The following is a 16,121-nucleotide window of genomic DNA, read 5'->3' as shown; positions in this document are numbered from 1 at the left end:
GGCGGCCGCATGCGAATCGGCGTGATCTCCGACACCCACGGGCTGCTGCGGCCCGAGGCGCTGGCCTTCCTGCAGGGATGCGACCGGATCGTGCACGGCGGCGACATCGGCGATCCGCACATCCTCGACGCCCTGGCGGCGATCGCGCCGCTGACCGCGGTCCGCGGCAACAACGACGGCGCCGCCTGGGCCGATGGCGTGCCGGAAACGGCGCTGCTGGAAGTGGGGGGGCTGCGGCTGTTCGCGATCCACGACCTGGCGCTGCTCCCCATCGATCCGGTGGCCGACCGCATCGACGTCGTGGTCAGCGGCCATTCGCACCGCCCGCTGGCGGCGCAGCGCGGACCGGTGCTGTACCTCAATCCTGGCAGCGCCGGCCCGCGCCGCTTCAAGCTGCCGATCTCGATCGCCGAGCTGCGGATCGAGGGCGGGAAGGCCGCGCCGCGGCTGGTCGCGCTGGGGAGCTAGTCAGGCGGCGCGGTGCAGCACGGGAAACAGGGTGCCCAGTCCATCGGCCATCACCTCGACCGCCAGCGCCGCGAGGATCAGCCCCATCAGCCGCGTCATCACGTTGATGCCGGTCTTGCCGAGCACCCGCGCGATCGGCTCGGCCAGCGAGAAGGTGACGCCGGTCGCCAGGCCGATCACCACGCCGTAGCCGACCAGGATCGCCAGCTCCCAGACATGCTGGGTGCGGTCGGCGAAGATCACCACCGTCGACATCGTGGCCGGACCGGTCAGCAGCGGGATGGTCAGCGGCACGACCGCGATCGAGGCGCCGAGCGAGGCCTTGACCTCGGTGGCGCGGATCTCGTCCTTGCTGGTCTTCGACTCCGCCGGCTCGGCGTTCAGCATCGACAGCGAGCTGATCAGGAGCAGCATGCCGCCGCCGACCTGGAAGCTGGCGATTGAGATGCCGAAGAACGACAGCAGCTGCAGCCCCAGCAGCGCGCTGACCGCGATCACGACGAAGGCGCTGAAGGCCGACACCCAGGCGGTGCGCTTGCGCTGCAGGTCGGTGCAGCCCTGCGTGTAGTGGATGAAGAAAGGCACGATCGCCAGCGGGTTCACGATGGCCAGCAGCGTGATCAGCGGCTTGATCATGTCCATCGCAGGCGTGGCCATCAGCGGCCGCCCGTGACGTCGAGAAAGGTTCCGGTCACATAGCTGGCCTCGGCCGACAGCAGCCAGACGATGCCGCTGGCCACCTCGTCGGCGCTGCCGGTGCGCTTCATCGGCACGGTGGCGGCGAGCTGGAAGGCGCGGTCGGGCAGGCCGCCGGAGGCATGGATCTCGGTGTCGATCAGGCCCGGGCGCACCGCGTTGACGCGAATGCCCTCGTCGGCCACCTCCTTGGCCAGCCCGACCGTGAAGCTCTCGATCGCCCCCTTGCTGGCGGCGTAGTCCACGTACTGCCCGGGCGAGCCGAGCCGGGCGGCCGCGCTCGAGAGGTTGACGATCGCGCCGCCGCTGCCGCCGTGCCGGGTGCTCATGCGCCGCACCGCCTCGCGGGCGCAGACGAAGCTGCCGATCACGTTGATGCGCAGCATGCGCTCGAGCCGCGCCACCGTCATCTGGTCGACCCGGGCCTGCATGTCGACCACGCCGGCGTTGTTGACCAGCGCCGTCAGGCGGCCCAGCTTGGCGTCGACCTTCTCGAACATCGCCATCACCTGGGCCTCGTCGCCGACATCGGCCTGGACCGTGATCGCGCTGCCGCCGGCGGCGCGGATGCTGCGCACCACCTCGTCCGCGGCCAGCGAGTTGCTGGCATAGTTGACCGCCACCGCCCAGCCGCGGCGCGCGGCCTGCAGCGCGGTCGCCGCGCCGATGCCCCGGCTGGCGCCGGTGATCAGGAGTACCTGGTCCAAAACCCACCTCCTGCACGGAAGCCGTGCGTCAGTTAAAACCGTCTGCGTCGGATTACATCATCGAGGAGACGCTCTTGAGCCGCACCATCGACTACTACTTCACGCCGCACAGCCCCTGGACCTACCTCGGACATGCGCGCTTCGCTGCCATCGCCAAGGCCGCCGGCGCCGCCGTGCGCGTCCGGCCGATCGATTTCGGCTCCGTGTTCCCGGTCTCGGGCGGCCTGCCGCTCGGCAAGCGGGCGCCGCAGCGGCAGGCCTACCGGCTGGTCGACCTGGCGCGCTTCTCGAAGCACCTCGACATCGAGCTCAACCCCAAGCCCAAGTTCTTCCCGGTGGCCAGTGACGACGCCGCCCGCCTGATCATCGCCACCGACCTGCACGACGGCACCGAACAGGCCATGGCGCTGTGCGGCGCGGTGTTCGCCGCGGTCTGGGTCCAGGAGCGCAACATCGCAGACCCGAAAGTGCTGGAGGCACTGGCGGCAGAATGCGGGCTCGACGCCCGCCGGGTCGACCAGGCGCAGAGCCAGGCGGTGCAGGAGCGCTACGAGGACTACACCCAGCAGGCCATCGACTGCAAGGTCTTCGGCGCCCCCAGCTACGTCATCGACGGCGAGATCTTCTGGGGCCAGGACCGGCTCGATTTCGTCGAACGCGCATTGAAACAACAACCTGCCACGCAAGGAGCATGACCATGGGTCAATTCATCGATCTCACCGCCAAAGACGGCTTCACCTTTCCCGCCTACGTCGCCGAGCCGGCGGGCAAGCCCAAGGGCGCGGTGGTGGTCGTCCAGGAGATCTTCGGCGTCAATTCGCACATCCGCTCGGTGGCCGACGGCTACGCCGCCGAGGGCTACCTGGCGGTCGCGCCCGCCACCTTCCACCGCGTGAAGCAGGACGTCGAGCTGGGCTACACCGAGGACGACATGAAGAACGGCTTCGGCCTCAAGACCGCGGTCGAGGCGCTGCCGGCGCCGGGCGTGCTGCAGGACCTCCAGGCCGCGGTCGACTACGCATCGAAGGCCGGCAAGGTCGGCATCGTCGGCTACTGCTGGGGCGGGCTGCTGACCTGGCGCGCGGCGGCCGAGGTGTCGGGCCTGTCGGCGGCGGCACCCTACTACGGCGGCGGCATGACCAGCCCGGAGGAAACGGCGCGCCAGCCCAAGGTGCCGGTGCTGGCCCATTTCGGCAACAACGACCATTGGATTCCGCTCGACACCGTCGACGCCTTCAAGAAGGCCCATCCGGAGGTCGAGGTCCATGTCTACGAATGCGGCCATGGCTTCAACTGCGACCAACGTGGTTCCTACGATGCGGCGGCTGCCAAGCTCGCCCGCGAGCGCACGCTGGCCTTCTTCGCCAAGCACCTCGGCTGAGCGGCGCGCGGGCCGTGGCCGGCAGACGTCTTCGCTGCGCGCCGTTCGCCCTGGCGGCGGCGCTGCTGGCACCCTGGGCCGGGGCGGCCGACTACGCCGGCCCGCTGTTCGACACCCACCTGCACTACAACCAGGAAGCCTGGGACGGCCACGCCGGCCCCTATCCGCCGGCCGAGGCGCTGGCCCGGATGCAGCGCAACGGGGTCCGGGCGATCGTCGCCAACTCGCGCCCCAATGCCGGCACCCAGACGCTCGCGGCCGCCCGCGAGACCCGCGCTGCCGGCGTGACGGTGGTGCCCTTCGTGCGGCTCTACCGCAACCGCGACGACTACGACAACTGGTTCCGCGACGACAGCATCTACGAGATGGTGCAGGCCGAACTGGCCCGTGGCACGGCGAGCGGACCCTACAAGGGGCTGGGCGAGTTCCATCTCTATGACAGCGCCAACGCGAACGGGCCGGTGGCCCGCAAGCTGATCGCGCTGGCCGAGCAGCGGCAGCTGGCGGTGCTGGCGCATGTGGACGACGTGGCGATCGACCTGCTGATGGCCAACGCGCCGTCCCGGGGCCGGTCGCTGCGGCTGATCTGGGCCCACACCGGCATCGGCGGGCCGCCGGTCGCGCGCGTCCAGGCGCTGCTCGAGCGCTATCCGCTGCTGATGGGCGAGCTGTCGTACCGGCCGGGCCTCACCTGCGACGGCGGCACGCTGTGCCCCGAGTGGCGGGCGCTGATCCTGAAGTACCCGGAGCGCTTCCTGGTCGGTTCCGACACCTGGGTCAACCAGCGCTGGAGCGCCTACGACGAGCTCATGCGCGGCTACCGCACCTGGCTCGGCGACCTGCCGCCCGAAGTCGCGCAGCGCATCGCCTGGGGCAATGCGGCGGCGCTGTTCGGCGTCAGGTGACCGGCTCCGGGTCCCGCACCCGCGCCTCGAGGAAATCCAGCAGCGCCCGCAGTGCGGCGCTGTTGTGGCGGCGCTGCGAATAGGCCGCGTACAGCCAGAGATCGCGCGGCATGAAATCCTTCAGCACCGGCACCAGGGCGCCGCGCTCGATGTGCGACTGCGCCATCATGACCGGCACGCAGATCGCGCCGAGCCCGGCCAGCGCGACGCCGATCAGCGGCGCGGCGTCGTTGGCGTCCATCCGGCTGGTCACCGGCACGCTGTAGGGCTGGCCGTCGACCTCGAACGGCAGCTGCGGCCCGCCAGCCGCCAGCGAGTAGGTCAGGACATCGTGCCGGCGCATGTCGTCGGGCTTCTTCGGCATGCCGCGGCGGGCCCAGTAGCCTGGCGTCGCGCACAGCGCCAGGTCCATCTGGCGCAGCCGGCGGACGATCACGTTCTCGTCGCGGATGCGGCCCAGCCGCAGGGCGACGTCGACGCCTTCCTCGACCAGGTCGATCACCCGGTTGCTCAGGTGCAGGCTCACGTGGACGTCGGGGTAGGTGACCATGAACTCGCCGATCAGCCCCGAGAAGCTGCTGCTGCCCAGCCCGTGCGGCGCCGTCACCCGCAGCCGGCCGCGTGGGTGGCCGGCGTGGCCCTGCAATTCGGATTCGGTGCGCTCGATCATCTCGAGCAGGGGCTTGCTGCGCTCGAGCAGCAGGTGGCCGGCATCGGTCAGGCTGACCGAGCGCGTCGAGCGATTCAGCAGCCGGACGCCGAAGCGGGTTTCCAGCTGTGCCACGTACTTGCTGGCGTTGGCCTTCGACATCCCGAGCGACGTGGCGGCGCGCGAGAAGCTGCCGCGCAGGGCGACCTCACGAAAGGTTTTGAGCAGTTCCAGACCGTCCATGGCACTCCATTGTTTCGATTTGATGAACACCTTGATTCAAAATCATAGGGTTTCTACCTATAAAGACGAGGCAAACTCTATCCCATTGAGCCCAGGCTCCCCTCACCCCACAAAAGACATCGAAATGAAGAACTCGAAGATCATCGCCGCCGCCGCCCTGTCGATCCTGGCCGCCGCCGCTGCCCAGGCCGAAACCTACCAAGGCGTGCAAGCCCCGGTGTCGTCCAACAGCCGCGCCGAGGTGAATGCCCAGGCCATGGTCGCTGCGCGCAGCGAAAACCCGTACGCCGACGGCGTGTCTTCGCGCGTCGCCCCGGCGCTCACCGCATCGGCCGACCGCGCCGCGATCCGCTCGCAAGCCGTCGCCACCGCGCACGAGCCGAACCAGAACCTGGACCGCAAGGCCTTCGTGAACAGCGTGGTGCCGTCGCAATACAGCATCACCCGTTCGGTGACGCAGCAAGCCGGTCTCTGATCCGCGGTGTTGCCCCCGGGCCGGCCGCGCGAAAGCGCAGGCCGGCCTTTTCCATAAGGGCTGTGGGAACCGTCATTGTTTCGAATAGGGAAACTCCGTGTCTCTTTTCTTGGTGTTTTCCCCTAGGGATTCCGCTCGACACTTGCTCGCACAGGCCAGCGACAGCGAGCCTGGTTTGAATCCAACTCCGACGAACTCCAAGGAAACGAAATGAAGACCTCCCGCCTCCTCGCCGCTGCCGCCCTGTCCCTCCTCGCTGCCGCCGGCGCCCATGCCGAAGCCTACCAAGGCGTGCACACCGGTGCCTCGGCCAAGAGCCGCGACGAAGTCAGCGCCGAAGCCGCTCGCACTGCAGCCGCTCCGAACCAGAACGTGGTGCGCGGCTCGCGCGGCGCCGAGGCCTTCACCTCGGTCGCCAACCCTGAAGCCGTGCGCGCCCAGGCCGTTGCCACCGCCAATGCGCCCGACCAGAACGTGGTCGGCGGTTCGCGCGTCAACAGCCGCGTGATCTCGACCATGAACAAGTCGGCCGAGCCGCGCGTTCAAGCCGGGAAGTAAGTTCTCCCCCAGGTTGGCTCACTGCGTGTGGCCGCCCACCCCCTCGCCGGGGGCAACACCAGCGGCCCGGCGGAGCCGGTTCCGCGGTGTTTCACGAACAAAGCCCGGGCTTCGCCGGGCTTTCTTCTTTTTTAGCGGTCGTTTTCTATCGGGTGCGGGCCAGGTAGCGCTTGCGCCAGAAGATCAGGACCAGCGCGATCGCGATCACGCCCATCGACCCCATCGCGATCCAGAAGCCGTCGGCCTTGTGCACCAGGGGGATGAACTCGAAGTTCATGCCGAAGATGCCGGCGATCAGGTTGAGCGGCAGGAAGACGGCGGTCAGCACGGTCAGCACCCGCATGATGTCGTTGGCCCGGTGGCCCTGGACGCTGAAATGCATCTGGACCGCGGTCTCGGCGTTCTGCTCGAGGCGCCGCACGTGGTGCACCACCCGCTCGATGTGCTCGAGCACGTCGCGGCTGCGCACCATGATCAACTCGCGCTCGCGTTGCTCGCCGGCGCCGGTGGGCGCCGGCAGGGTCTCGAGCGCGTCGGTCCAGTCCTGGATCGCCGCGCGCTGGTCTTCGCAGATCTCGTCGAGGTGGTAGAGCGACTGGCGTGAATCCATCAGCGCGCTCCAGTTGGTGAAGCGGCTGTGCGGGTCGATCAGTTCGGCCTGCCAGTGGTCGAGCTGGCGGGTCAGTTCGCGCCGCAGGTCGAGGTAGGCGTCGACGATCTGGTTGATCACCCGCAGCATCAGGTCGGCCGGCCCGGTGGGGATGCGCGCCGAGACGGCGCGTACGTCCAGCGCCGGGACCGCGCCGCGGCCGTCCGGCGCGGCCGCCGCCAGCAGCTTGGCGGCGAAGGTGTCGCGCACGGTGCCGTCCTCGGGATGCACCGACAGCAGCACCCGGTCGAACACCGCGAAGCCCACCGGCCGGGTGTCGACCCGGCGCAGCACCGGCGGTCCGCCCCGCAGGTCGGCCTTGGGCACCGGCTCCTTGCCGTTGGAAGCCGCCAGCCGGCGGAACACCAGCAGGTCGTACTGCGAGGTGTAGTCGTAGCGCGAGGGCAGTTGGTCGTTCAGCAGGTCGCTCACGTGCAGGTCGAGCAGCAGGGTGCCGCACAGCGACTGCAGCACCTCCTGCACCTGCGGCAGCGAGGCCCGGAACTCCGCCCGCGTCAGCGACAGCCACAGGTAGCCCCGCTCGCAGGCGCCGGGCGCGGCCATCGGGGCCAGGGCGTCGTGCTCGGTGACCTGGGTGCCGTCGATCTTGAAGATGCGCATGGAGATTGCCGATTTCCTCGTCAGTTGAGGACAGAGCAAAAAACTGCTGCGCAGTTTTCCTGGTCTGTCCCGCAAGACCTCAAGAATGCTGTTTGAGCAATCTGGCAGCGTCGAGCGCGAAATAGGTCAGGACCCCGTCGGCGCCGGCGCGCTTGAAGGCCAGCAGGCTTTCGAGCATCACCGCGTCATGGTCCAGCCAGCCGTTCTGCGCCGCGGCCTTCAGCATCGCGTATTCGCCGCTGACCTGGTAGGCGAAGGTCGGCACGCGGAATTCGTCCTTCACCCGGCGCACGATGTCCAGGTAGGGCATGCCGGGCTTCACCATCACCATGTCGGCGCCCTCGGCGATGTCGATCGCGACCTCGCGCAGCGCCTCGTCGCTGTTGCCCGGGTCCATCTGGTAGACCTTCTTGTTGCTCTTGCCGAGGTTGGCGGCCGAGCCGACGGCATCGCGGAACGGGCCGTAGAAGGCGCTCGCGAACTTGGCGCTGTAGGCCATGATGCGCGTGTGGACGTCGCCGCGCGCCTCGAGCGCGGTGCGGATCGCCCCGATCCGGCCGTCCATCATGTCGCTCGGCGCCACGATGTCGACGCCGGCGCGCGATTGCGCGAGCGCCTGCCGGACCAGCACCTCGACGGTCGGGTCGTTGAGGATGTAGCCGTTGTCGTCGAGCAGGCCGTCCTGGCCGTGGCTGGTGTAGGGGTCCAGCGCCACGTCGGTCATCACCCCCAGTTCCGGAAAGCGCGACTTGAGCGCGGCCACGACGCGCGGAATCAGGCCATCGGGATTGAAGGCTTCGTCGCCGGCCGGCGTCTTGAGGCGGGCATCGATCACCGGGAACAGGGCCATCACCGGGATGCCGAGCGCCACGCACTGCTCGGCGACCGGCAGCAGCAGGTCGAGGCTCAGGCGCTCGACGCCCGGCATCGAGGCGACCGCGTCGCGCCGCTTGTCCCCCTCCTGGACGAAGACCGGGTAGATCAGGTCATGGGAAGAGAGCGAATGCTCACGCACCAGATTGCGCGTGAACGCGTCCCGGCGCAGGCGGCGGGGGCGACCCGCGGGGAAGGGGGCAAGAAGGGTCATGGCGAAAATTGTGCCCCAAGCGCGCGCCGCGGCCGGAAGAGGGCGCGTTGGCGGGGGCCGCTGTCTGTTTCTGTTTATAACCAGTCAATAACGAGCCTGTTTGTACTAAGGCTTTCAGCCATAAGTTCAAAAAAATGGCAATCCTTGCTTGATAGGTTGTTTTGCCTTTGTTAAATTCTGTCTTGGGCGGCTTGCTGCCCCCCGCTTTTCCTCCCTGAGCGGGTGCCTTGATGTGTGACAGCAAAAGGGCTTCCCAAGCCCGACGTTTTGACGTCGGGCTTTTTTTTGCGCGTCCGCCTGCGGAGGGCCGCGGCCACGCGGCGAAACGCGACCACTAAACTGCCGCCATGCTCTGGGTCAAATCGCTGCACATCGTCTTCATCGCCAGCTGGTTCGCCGGCCTGTTCTACCTGCCGCGGATCTTCGTCAACTTGGCGCTGGTGGCGCCCGAATCGGTCGCCGAGCGCAGCCGGCTGCTGCTGATGGCGCGCAAGTTGTTCCGCTTCACCACCTTGCTGGCGTTGCCGGCGCTCGGGTTCGGCCTCTGGCTGTGGCTCGGCTACGGCATCGGGCGCGGACCGGGCAACGGCTGGATGCATGCCAAGCTGGCCCTGGTGGTGGTGGTGCTGGGCTACCACCACGGCTGCGGCGTGTTGCTGCGCCGCTTCGTCGCCGGCACCGACCGCCGCAGCCACCGCTTCTACCGCTGGTTCAACGAGCTGCCGGTGCTGCTGCTGCTGGGGATCGTGATCCTGGTGGTCGTCAAGCCGTTCTGAGTTCGGTGGCCACCCCGCACAAGTCCGTTGCCTTGCCCCTGGCGCTCGCCTATGCGGCGCTGATCGTCTACGCTAGCCTCTACCCCTTCTCCGACTGGCGCGACCAGGGCATCGGGCCCTGGGCCTACCTGGCGGCGCCCTGGCCCAAGTACTGGACCGCCTTCGACTTCGGCATCAACGTCGTCGGCTACATGCCGCTGGGCTTCCTGGCCGCGATCGCGGTGATCCGCAACCGGCCGGGCACCGGCGCCGTGGGTGCGGTGCTGCGGGCCACCGCGGTCGGGGCGGCGATCTCGTTCGCCATGGAAACGCTGCAGAGCTACCTGCCGGCGCGCATTCCGTCCAATGTCGACCTCGGGCTCAACATCGCCGGCGCTCTGGCCGGTGCGGTGACGGCGGCGGCGCTCGAGCGCTTCGGCGCCGTGGCGCACTGGCATCGGACCCGCTCCAACTGGTTCGTCGAGGATTCGCGCGGCGGCCTGGTGCTGCTGGCACTGTGGCCGGTCGCGCTGCTGTTTCCGGCCGCGGTCAGCTTCGGCCTGGGCCAGGTGTTCGAGCGGCTCGAGGCCGCCATCGCCGACTGGCTGGTCGACACGCCCTTCATCGAGTGGATGCCGGTGCGCCAGTTCGAGCTCGAGCCGCTGGTGCCGGGGGTCGAGCTGCTGTGCGTGATGCTGGGCGCGCTGGTGCCCTGCCTGCTCGGCTTCCTGATCACGCGCTCGGTCGCCCGGCGGGCGATCCTGCTGCCCTCGATCCTGCTGGCCGGGGTGGCGGCCTCGGCGCTGTCGGCGTCCCTGAGCTACGGGCCCCCGCACGCCTGGGCCTGGCTGAGCCTGCCGGTCCAGGTCGGGATCGCGGCAGCCCTGATCGTCGGCGTGCTGCTGCTCGGCGCGCCGCGCCGGCTTTGCGCGGCCCTGCTGCTGATCGCGCTGGTGGTGCACCTGAGCCTGCTGAACCAGGCGCCCGAGAGCGCCTATTTCGCCCAGACGCTGGCGACCTGGGAGCAGGGGCGCTTCATCCGCTTCCACGGGCTGGCGCAGTGGGTGGGATGGCTCTGGCCGTTTGCAACCCTCGCTTACGTGCTGGCTGTTCTCTCGCGCCGCGCACCGGGGGCGCCGGCTCCATAGAATCGAGCGATGTCGAGTTCCAGCACTCCCCCGCCGGCGGGTTACTACGGCCGCCACATCTTCTTCTGCCTGAACGAACGCAAGGGCGGCGAGGACTCCTGCTCCAAGCACGAGGCGCAGGCCGGTTTCGACCGCTGCAAGTCGCGCGTCAAGGAGGCCGGCCTGGCCGGGCCGGGCAAGGTCCGGGTCAACAAGGCCGGCTGCCTGGACCGCTGCGCGGGCGGCCCGGTCGCGGTGGTCTATCCGGAGGCGGTCTGGTACACCTTCTTCGATGCCGACGACATCGACGAGATCGTCGAGTCGCACCTGAAGAACGGCCAAGTGGTCGAGCGGCTGCTGCTCGCGCCCGACGTCGGGCGCTGAGGGGCGGTCGGGCATGAATTCGCAGACCGAGAAGCTCCGCATCCAGGGCGCCGCCGGCGCCATCGAGGTGCTGCGCGACCGTGCCGCCGACGGTACGCCGGCGCTGGGGGTGGCGGTGATCGCCCATCCCCATCCGCTGTTCGGCGGCACCATGGACAACAAGGTCGTCCAGACCCTGGCGCGCGCCTTCGTCGGCTGCGGCTGGACCGCGGTGCGCTTCAATTTCCGCGGCGTCGGCGCCAGCGAGGGCGTGCACGACGAAGGGCGCGGCGAATGCGAGGACATGCGCGAGGTGGTCGCGCAGCTGGCGCCCGAGGGGCCGCTGGCGATCGCCGGCTTTTCCTTCGGCGCCTTCGTCGCCAGCTGCACCATCGACCGGCTCTGGGCGGCGCGCGAGATCCGCCAGGTGGTGCTGGTCGGAACGGCGGCCTCCCGCTTCGCGGTGGCGAGCTTGCCGCCCGCGGCCCACGAGCGCGCGCTGGTGGTGCACGGCGAGCAGGACGACACGGTGCCGCTGGCCGCCGTCATGGACTGGGCGCGGCCGCAGTCACTTCCTGTCACAGTCGTTCCCGGGGGCGGCCATTTCTTTCACGGACAATTGCCGCTGCTCAAGAATCTGGTCGTCCGCCACCTGCGCGCGGGCTAGCCGCACCCCCATGAATCGTTTCGTCGAAGCGCTGCGCGCGTTCGCAGTGGCCGCTGCCGCATTTTTGTCTCTTGCCGCCGGGGCCCAGGTGCCGACGCCGCCCGAGGTGGCGGCCCGCAGCTTCCTGCTGATCGATGTCACGGCCAACCAGACGCTGGCCCAGAAAGACATCGACGCCGCCGTCGAGCCGGCGTCGCTGACCAAGCTGATGTCGGCCTATCTGGTCTTCGATGCGCTGCGGGCCAGGAAGATCACCCTGACGCAGACCCTGCCGGTCAGCGTGCGGGCCTGGAAGATGCCCGGCGCGCGGATGTTCATCGACCCGAAGATGCAGGTTCCGGTCGAGGACCTGATCAAGGGCCTGATCGTGCAGTCGGGCAACGACGCCACGGTGGCGCTGGCCGAAGGCGTGGGCGGCACGGTGGAGCACTTCGTCGAACTCATGAACGAGCAGGCCAAGGCCCTCGGCATGAAGAACACGAGCTACAAGAACCCCGAAGGCCTGGCCGAGCCCGGCCACGCCACCACCGCGCGCGACCTGGGCATCCTGGCGACCCGCCTGATGCGCGACTTCCCCGAGTACCTGCACTACTACGCGATCAAGAAGTACCGCTTCCCGGGCACGCCCTCGACCAACGAGACCAACCGCAATCTGCTGCTGTTCCGCGACCCGACCGTCGACGGCCTCAAGACCGGCCACACCCAGGCCGCCGGCTACGGCATGGTCGTCACCGCCAAGCGCGATTTCCCGAACCTGACGGGCGGCCGCCGCCTGCTGTCGATCGTGCTGGGCACGGCCAGCGAGAACGCGCGCGCCAACGAGTCGCAGAAGCTGCTGAACTGGGGGTACACGGCTTTCGACGCGGTCCGCCTGTTCGACGCCAACCAGGCGGTGGCGACGCCCCCGGTCTGGAAAGGCAACGAAAACACCGTCAAGCTGGGCCGCCCCGACGCCATCGTGGTCGCCGTCCCGGCCGGCGCGGCCGCCAAGATCAAGACCCAGGTGGTCCGGCCCGACCCGCTGGTCGCGCCTTTCACCAAGTTCCAGCCGATCGGCATGCTGAAGGTCACGCTGGGCGACGAGCCGGTGGCCGAGGTGCCGCTGGTGGCGCTCGACGCCGTGCAGCAAGCCGGTGTCCTGGGCCGGGCCTGGGACGCCGTGCGCCTCTGGATCAAGTAGCCACGGCCGCGACGCGGCCCGGGGTGGGCAAGCGCCCGGGCCAGTGCTATACTCGCGGGCTTTTCGGAAATTCCGAAGGGATTCACGTTTTCGGCCAACTTCTGGTCGTTCCCCCGTCCGGGCCGGTTCACGCCTAGGGCCTTCGGGGGCAGTTTTGGGACTTATTTCATTCATGCCAACCATCAATCAACTGGTGCGTCAGGGTCGGACGGTCGAAAAGATCAATTCGAAGAGCCCTGCCATGCAGAACTCGCCGCAACGTCGCGGTGTCTGCACCCGGGTCTACACCACGACCCCGAAAAAGCCGAACTCGGCGCTGCGTAAGGTCGCCAAGGTGCGCCTGACCAACGGCTTCGAAGTCATTTCCTACATCGGCGGCGAAGGCCACAACCTGCAGGAACACAGCGTCGTGCTGGTTCGCGGCGGTCGTGTCAAGGACTTGCCCGGTGTTCGCTACCACATCGTGCGCGGTTCGCTCGACTTGCAAGGCGTGAAAGACCGCAAGCAGTCGCGTTCCAAGTACGGCGCGAAGCGCCCGAAGAAGGCCTAAGGCTTTCTGTATTCCATTCAGCGGTGTTCGGGTGCCCTGGCCGGCGCATCGAACGAAGTGACCCGATATTGGGTCGAGTAAGTGAGAGTTCTTGTTGGCTCTCGCGGTGTCTGAAAAGGCGCCAACTGAAGCAAAGAGGTTAGTAACATGCCACGTCGTCGCGAAGTCCCCAAACGTGAAATCCTGCCGGATCCCAAGTACGGCAATGTCGAGCTGTCGAAGTTCATGAACGTGATCATGGAAGGCGGCAAGAAGGCGATCGCCGAGCGCATCATCTACGGTGCGCTCGACCAGATCGAGAAGAAGAACCCGGGCAAGGACCCGCTGGAAGCCTTCACCATCGCCATCAACAACGTGAAGCCGATGGTCGAAGTGAAGTCGCGCCGCGTCGGCGGTGCGAACTACCAGGTGCCGGTCGAAGTCCGCCCGGTCCGTCGTCTGGCGCTGTCGATGCGCTGGATCAAGGAAGCCGCCCGCAAGCGCGGCGAAAAGTCGATGGCCCTGCGTCTGGCCAACGAACTCATGGAAGCCACGGAAGGTCGTGGCGGCGCCATGAAGAAGCGCGACGAAGTGCACCGCATGGCCGAGGCCAACAAGGCCTTCAGCCACTTCCGCTTCTAAGAGTCGTTCCCCCCAAATCAGACAGGCTGGAAGCCCGACCCACCGAGAGCGGTGGGCGGGCTTTCATCCGTTAACGGAGTAAATTTCATGGCACGCAAGACCCCCATCGAGCGCTACCGCAACATCGGTATCTCGGCGCACATCGACGCCGGCAAAACGACCACCACCGAACGCATCCTGTTCTACACCGGCGTGACCCACAAGCTGGGCGAGGTGCATGACGGCGCCGCCACCACCGACTGGATGGAGCAGGAACAAGAGCGCGGCATCACGATCACCTCGGCGGCCGTGACCTGCTTCTGGAAGGGCATGGACCACTCGATGCCCGAGCACCGCATCAACATCATCGACACCCCGGGCCACGTGGACTTCACGATCGAAGTCGAGCGCTCGATGCGCGTGCTCGACGGTGCCGTGATGGTGTACGACTCGGTCGGCGGCGTGCAGCCCCAGTCCGAAACCGTCTGGCGCCAGGCCAACAAGTACCAGGTGCCCCGCCTCGCGTTCGTCAACAAGATGGACCGCATCGGCGCCAACTTCTTCCGCGTGCGCCAGATGATGGTCGACCGCCTGAAGGCCAACCCCGTGCCGATCGTGATTCCGATCGGTGCCGAAGACAAGTTCCAGGGCGTGGTCGACCTTCGCAAGATGAAGGCCATCTACTGGGATGAAGCCTCGCAAGGCATGAAGTTCGACTACCGCGAGATTCCGGCCGAGCTGCTCGAGTCCGCCAAGGAATGGCGCGAGAAGATGGTCGAGAGCGCCGCCGAAGCGTCGGAAGAGCTCATGAACAAGTACCTCGAAGAGGGCGACCTCTCCGAAGCCGAGATCACGCTCGGCCTGCGCACCCGCACCATCGCCGGCGAGATCCAGCCGATGATGTGCGGCAGCGCGTTCAAGAACAAGGGCGTGCAGCGCATGCTCGACGCCGTGATCGAACTGATGCCCTCGCCGATGGACATCCCGCCGGTCGAAGGCACCGACGACGACGAGAAGGAAACCAGCCGCAAGCCCGCCGACGAGGAAAAGTTCTCGGCGCTGGCCTTCAAGCTGATGACCGACCCGTATGTCGGCCAGCTGACCTTCGTGCGCGTCTACTCGGGCGTGCTGAGCAAGGGCGACACCGTCTACAACCCGGTCAAGGGCAAGAAGGAACGCATCGGCCGTATCGTGCAGATGCACGCCAACGAACGCCTCGAAATCGACGAAATCCGCGCCGGCGACATCGCCGCCTGCGTGGGCCTGAAGGACGTCACGACCGGCGAAACGCTGTGCGACCCGGACGCCATCATCACGCTCGAGCGCATGGAGTTCCCGGAGCCCGTGATCTCGCAGGCCGTCGAGCCGAAGACCAAGGCCGACCAGGAAAAGATGGGCATCGCGCTGCAGCGCCTGGCCTCCGAAGATCCGTCGTTCCGCGTGCGTTCCGACGAAGAATCCGGCCAGACCATCATCTCCGGCATGGGCGAGCTTCACCTCGAAATCATCGTCGACCGCATGAAGCGCGAGTTCGGCGTCGAAGCCAACGTCGGCAAGCCGCAGGTGGCCTACCGCGAAACCATCCGCAAGACGGTCGAAGATGCCGAAGGCAAGTTCGTGCGCCAGTCGGGCGGCAAGGGCCAGTACGGCCACGTGGTGCTCAAGCTCGAGCCGAACGAAGCCGGCAAGGGCTTCGAGTTCGTCGACGCGATCAAGGGCGGCGTGGTGCCGCGCGAGTACATCCCGGCGGTGGAAAAGGGCGTGATCGAAGCGCTGACGCAAGGCGTCTTGGCCGGCTACCCGGTCGTCGACGTCAAGGTCACCTTGCACTTCGGTTCGTACCACGACGTGGACTCGAACGAAATGGCGTTCAAGATGGCCGCGATCTTCGGTTTCAAGGAAGGCGCCCGCAAGGCTTCGCCGGTGATCCTCGAGCCGATGATGGCCGTGGAAGTCGAAACGCCCGAAGACTACGCCGGCAACGTGATGGGCGACCTCTCGTCGCGTCGCGGCATGGTGCAGGGCATGGACGACATGATCGGCGGCGGCAAGCTCATCAAGGCTGAAGTCCCGCTGTCGGAAATGTTCGGCTACTCGACCACGCTGCGCTCGGCCACGCAAGGCCGCGCCACGTACACGATGGAATTCAAGCACTACTCCGAAGCACCGCGCAACGTGGCCGAAGCCATCGTGGCCTCGCGCTCGAAGTAAGACATCAGGGGCTTGGGCCCCGCCGTCTGCGATCCTGTGCCTTCCGCTGCCCGTGGCGGAAGAACCAGCAACAGGGTGCAGACGTTAAACCTCACACGGGCCATGCTCTTTCAAGGATAGAAAATGGCAAAAGGAAAATTCACCCGCACGAAGCCGCACGTCAACGTGGGCACGATCGGTCACGTGGACCATGGCAAGACGACGCTGACGGCGGCGATCGCCACCGTGC

20 protein-coding genes are annotated in these 16,121 nt (G+C 67.5%); 15 read left to right on the top strand and 5 right to left on the bottom strand.

Annotation, left to right across the window (positions count from 1 at the left end; genetic code table 11):
• Positions 1 to 9: 9 nt before the first annotated feature.
• Positions 10 to 468 (top strand): metallophosphoesterase family protein, encoded by a 459-nt coding sequence (locus tag QTI33_RS21915; RefSeq protein WP_286508391.1) that lies wholly within the window; start codon positions 10 to 12, stop codon positions 466 to 468.
• Here the strand turns inward: QTI33_RS21915 and QTI33_RS21910 are convergent, their stop codons facing one another.
• A complete protein-coding gene (locus tag QTI33_RS21910; protein WP_444814873.1) occupies positions 469 to 1,125 on the bottom strand; it encodes a MarC family protein in 657 nt (218 codons plus the stop codon). It lies immediately after the preceding gene.
• Positions 1,125 to 1,871, bottom strand: a complete 747-nt coding sequence (locus tag QTI33_RS21905) for an SDR family oxidoreductase (protein ID WP_286508390.1) — start codon at positions 1,869 to 1,871, stop codon at positions 1,125 to 1,127. The genes QTI33_RS21910 and QTI33_RS21905 overlap by 1 nt, the downstream gene beginning before the upstream one ends.
• 74 nt (positions 1,872 to 1,945) lie before the next feature.
• Here QTI33_RS21905 and QTI33_RS21900 point away from each other — a divergent pair, with 74 nt between their 5' ends.
• Genes QTI33_RS21900 through QTI33_RS21890 form a run of 3 tightly spaced genes read left to right on the top strand, consistent with a single transcriptional unit; the run spans position 1,946 to position 4,157 of the window.
• Positions 1,946 to 2,566 (top strand): 2-hydroxychromene-2-carboxylate isomerase, encoded by a 621-nt coding sequence (locus QTI33_RS21900; RefSeq protein WP_286508389.1) that lies wholly within the window; start codon positions 1,946 to 1,948, stop codon positions 2,564 to 2,566.
• 2 nt (positions 2,567 to 2,568) lie between these two features.
• The gene (locus QTI33_RS21895) at positions 2,569 to 3,252 is read left to right on the top strand and encodes a dienelactone hydrolase family protein (RefSeq protein WP_286508388.1); all 684 of its coding nucleotides are present in this window, start codon (positions 2,569 to 2,571) and stop codon (positions 3,250 to 3,252) included.
• 14 nt (positions 3,253 to 3,266) lie between these two features.
• Positions 3,267 to 4,157 (top strand): amidohydrolase family protein, encoded by an 891-nt coding sequence (locus QTI33_RS21890; RefSeq protein ID WP_444814872.1) that lies wholly within the window; start codon positions 3,267 to 3,269, stop codon positions 4,155 to 4,157.
• Here QTI33_RS21890 and QTI33_RS21885 read toward each other — a convergent pair.
• A complete protein-coding gene (locus QTI33_RS21885) occupies positions 4,150 to 5,049 on the bottom strand; it encodes a LysR family transcriptional regulator (RefSeq protein WP_286508387.1) in 900 nt (299 codons plus the stop codon). The genes QTI33_RS21890 and QTI33_RS21885 overlap by 8 nt on opposite strands.
• A 124-nt stretch (positions 5,050 to 5,173) precedes the next feature.
• Between QTI33_RS21885 and QTI33_RS21880 the strand changes: the two genes are divergently transcribed.
• Together QTI33_RS21880 and QTI33_RS21875 are read left to right on the top strand one after the other, a co-directional pair.
• Positions 5,174 to 5,524: an alpha/beta hydrolase gene (locus QTI33_RS21880; RefSeq protein WP_286508386.1), complete on the top strand. Its 351-nt coding sequence runs from the start codon at positions 5,174 to 5,176 to the stop codon at positions 5,522 to 5,524.
• Between the two features lie 210 nt (positions 5,525 to 5,734).
• A complete protein-coding gene (locus QTI33_RS21875; protein ID WP_286508385.1) occupies positions 5,735 to 6,082 on the top strand; it encodes a DUF4148 domain-containing protein in 348 nt (115 codons plus the stop codon).
• 145 nt (positions 6,083 to 6,227) lie between these two features.
• Here the strand turns inward: QTI33_RS21875 and QTI33_RS21870 are convergent, their stop codons facing one another.
• Both QTI33_RS21870 and hemB read right to left on the bottom strand, forming a co-directional pair.
• Complete coding sequence (locus QTI33_RS21870) at positions 6,228 to 7,352, bottom strand: magnesium transporter CorA family protein (protein ID WP_286508384.1); 1,125 nt, start codon at positions 7,350 to 7,352, stop codon at positions 6,228 to 6,230.
• 79 nt (positions 7,353 to 7,431) lie between these two features.
• Positions 7,432 to 8,439 carry a porphobilinogen synthase gene (gene hemB / locus QTI33_RS21865; protein ID WP_286508383.1) on the bottom strand — a complete coding sequence of 336 codons (1,008 nt, stop codon included), beginning with the start codon at positions 8,437 to 8,439 and terminating at the stop codon, positions 7,432 to 7,434.
• 347 nt (positions 8,440 to 8,786) lie between these two features.
• On the opposite strand from hemB, the gene QTI33_RS21860 reads away from it, so the two are divergent.
• The 9 genes from QTI33_RS21860 to QTI33_RS21820 all read left to right on the top strand — a co-directional run.
• Positions 8,787 to 9,215, top strand: coding sequence for a CopD family protein (locus tag QTI33_RS21860; RefSeq protein WP_286508382.1), 429 nt, complete (start codon positions 8,787 to 8,789; stop codon positions 9,213 to 9,215).
• Between the two features lie 5 nt (positions 9,216 to 9,220).
• Positions 9,221 to 10,342: a VanZ family protein gene (locus QTI33_RS21855; RefSeq protein ID WP_286508380.1), complete on the top strand. Its 1,122-nt coding sequence runs from the start codon at positions 9,221 to 9,223 to the stop codon at positions 10,340 to 10,342.
• A 9-nt stretch (positions 10,343 to 10,351) separates the two neighbouring features.
• On the top strand, positions 10,352 to 10,705 hold the full coding sequence (locus QTI33_RS21850; protein WP_286508379.1) for a (2Fe-2S) ferredoxin domain-containing protein: 354 nt from the start codon (positions 10,352 to 10,354) through the stop codon (positions 10,703 to 10,705).
• Positions 10,706 to 10,718: 13 nt separating this feature from the next.
• The gene (locus QTI33_RS21845) at positions 10,719 to 11,351 is read left to right on the top strand and encodes an alpha/beta hydrolase (RefSeq protein WP_286508378.1); all 633 of its coding nucleotides are present in this window, start codon (positions 10,719 to 10,721) and stop codon (positions 11,349 to 11,351) included.
• Positions 11,352 to 11,361: 10 nt separating this feature from the next.
• Complete coding sequence (locus QTI33_RS21840) at positions 11,362 to 12,531, top strand: D-alanyl-D-alanine carboxypeptidase family protein (protein WP_286508377.1); 1,170 nt, start codon at positions 11,362 to 11,364, stop codon at positions 12,529 to 12,531.
• Between the two features lie 172 nt (positions 12,532 to 12,703).
• Positions 12,704 to 13,081, top strand: coding sequence for a 30S ribosomal protein S12 (gene rpsL, locus QTI33_RS21835; protein ID WP_013543948.1), 378 nt, complete (start codon positions 12,704 to 12,706; stop codon positions 13,079 to 13,081).
• Between the two features lie 147 nt (positions 13,082 to 13,228).
• Entirely contained in the window at positions 13,229 to 13,702 is a 474-nt protein-coding gene (gene rpsG / locus QTI33_RS21830) for a 30S ribosomal protein S7 (RefSeq protein ID WP_286508375.1), read from the top strand.
• Positions 13,703 to 13,789: 87 nt separating this feature from the next.
• The gene (fusA, locus tag QTI33_RS21825) at positions 13,790 to 15,892 is read left to right on the top strand and encodes an elongation factor G (protein WP_286508373.1); all 2,103 of its coding nucleotides are present in this window, start codon (positions 13,790 to 13,792) and stop codon (positions 15,890 to 15,892) included.
• 123 nt (positions 15,893 to 16,015) lie between these two features.
• Positions 16,016 to 16,121, top strand: a 106-nt coding sequence (locus QTI33_RS21820) for a GTP-binding protein (RefSeq protein WP_007829589.1), incomplete at its 3' end; no start/stop codon positions are given.

Source organism: Variovorax davisae, from assembly GCF_030316845.1.
GTDB classification, from domain to species: Bacteria; Pseudomonadota; Gammaproteobacteria; order Burkholderiales; family Burkholderiaceae_C; genus Variovorax; species Variovorax davisae.
The sequence above is the reverse complement of the archived record's forward strand: the minus strand, read 5'-3'. Positions and strand labels throughout refer to the sequence as shown.

Bases quoted from the DNA above. Each gene is read 5' to 3' on its own strand.
- QTI33_RS21915 (WP_286508391.1), top strand. From the start codon at position 10: ATGCGAATCGGCGTGATCTCCGACACCCACGGGCTGCTGCGGCCCGAG.
- QTI33_RS21910 (WP_444814873.1), bottom strand. From the start codon at position 1,125: ATGGCCACGCCTGCGATGGACATGATCAAGCCGCTGATCACGCTGCTG.
- QTI33_RS21895 (WP_286508388.1), top strand. From the start codon at position 2,569: ATGGGTCAATTCATCGATCTCACCGCCAAAGACGGCTTCACCTTTCCC.
- QTI33_RS21885 (WP_286508387.1), bottom strand. From the start codon at position 5,049: ATGGACGGTCTGGAACTGCTCAAAACCTTTCGTGAGGTCGCCCTGCGC.
- QTI33_RS21880 (WP_286508386.1), top strand. From the start codon at position 5,174: ATGAAGAACTCGAAGATCATCGCCGCCGCCGCCCTGTCGATCCTGGCC.
- QTI33_RS21875 (WP_286508385.1), top strand. From the start codon at position 5,735: ATGAAGACCTCCCGCCTCCTCGCCGCTGCCGCCCTGTCCCTCCTCGCT.
- QTI33_RS21870 (WP_286508384.1), bottom strand. From the start codon at position 7,352: ATGCGCATCTTCAAGATCGACGGCACCCAGGTCACCGAGCACGACGCC.
- hemB (WP_286508383.1), bottom strand. From the start codon at position 8,439: ATGACCCTTCTTGCCCCCTTCCCCGCGGGTCGCCCCCGCCGCCTGCGC.
- QTI33_RS21860 (WP_286508382.1), top strand. From the start codon at position 8,787: ATGCTCTGGGTCAAATCGCTGCACATCGTCTTCATCGCCAGCTGGTTC.
- QTI33_RS21850 (WP_286508379.1), top strand. From the start codon at position 10,352: ATGTCGAGTTCCAGCACTCCCCCGCCGGCGGGTTACTACGGCCGCCAC.
- QTI33_RS21845 (WP_286508378.1), top strand. From the start codon at position 10,719: ATGAATTCGCAGACCGAGAAGCTCCGCATCCAGGGCGCCGCCGGCGCC.
- QTI33_RS21840 (WP_286508377.1), top strand. From the start codon at position 11,362: ATGAATCGTTTCGTCGAAGCGCTGCGCGCGTTCGCAGTGGCCGCTGCC.
- rpsL (WP_013543948.1), top strand. From the start codon at position 12,704: ATGCCAACCATCAATCAACTGGTGCGTCAGGGTCGGACGGTCGAAAAG.
- rpsG (WP_286508375.1), top strand. From the start codon at position 13,229: ATGCCACGTCGTCGCGAAGTCCCCAAACGTGAAATCCTGCCGGATCCC.
- fusA (WP_286508373.1), top strand. From the start codon at position 13,790: ATGGCACGCAAGACCCCCATCGAGCGCTACCGCAACATCGGTATCTCG.